We start from the raw sequence: 336 nt of genomic DNA, 5'->3' as shown, positions 1-336 counted from the left end.
AGTGGCAACATTTCTGGGGTGAGTTCCGTCGTATCAGAGGTAATGACGTTAGCAGGAACGTCCACGACCCGGTGTTGTCCCAACCTCTGTGCCAAACGGGATAATACCGGTGTCTGAAATAGGTCACGCACCGCCAGCGTCCGCCCCAACTGACGCAGGCGTTCAATCATCCGCACCGCCAGCAGGGAATGCCCGCCCAGCATAAAGAAATTGTCATGTCGGCTGACTTGCTCCGTGCCCAGCAATTCCCCCCAAATCGCCGCCAACACCGTTTCATTTTCCCCTTGCGGCGCCTCATAACGTTGGCGAGCCAACGCTTCGCTGCCCGGTGCCGGC

1 protein-coding gene is annotated in these 336 nt (G+C 58.6%); it reads right to left on the bottom strand.

Annotation, left to right across the window (positions count from 1 at the left end; genetic code table 11):
• Window positions 1-336, bottom strand: a 336-nt coding sequence (locus Xvie_RS20610; RefSeq protein WP_139838947.1) for a phosphopantetheine-binding protein, incomplete at both ends; no start/stop codon positions are given.

Origin of the sequence: Xenorhabdus vietnamensis, from assembly GCF_002127535.1 — a bacterium.
GTDB classification, from domain to species: domain Bacteria; phylum Pseudomonadota; class Gammaproteobacteria; order Enterobacterales; family Enterobacteriaceae; genus Xenorhabdus; species Xenorhabdus vietnamensis.
The sequence above is the reverse complement of the archived record's forward strand: the minus strand, read 5'-3'. Positions and strand labels throughout refer to the sequence as shown.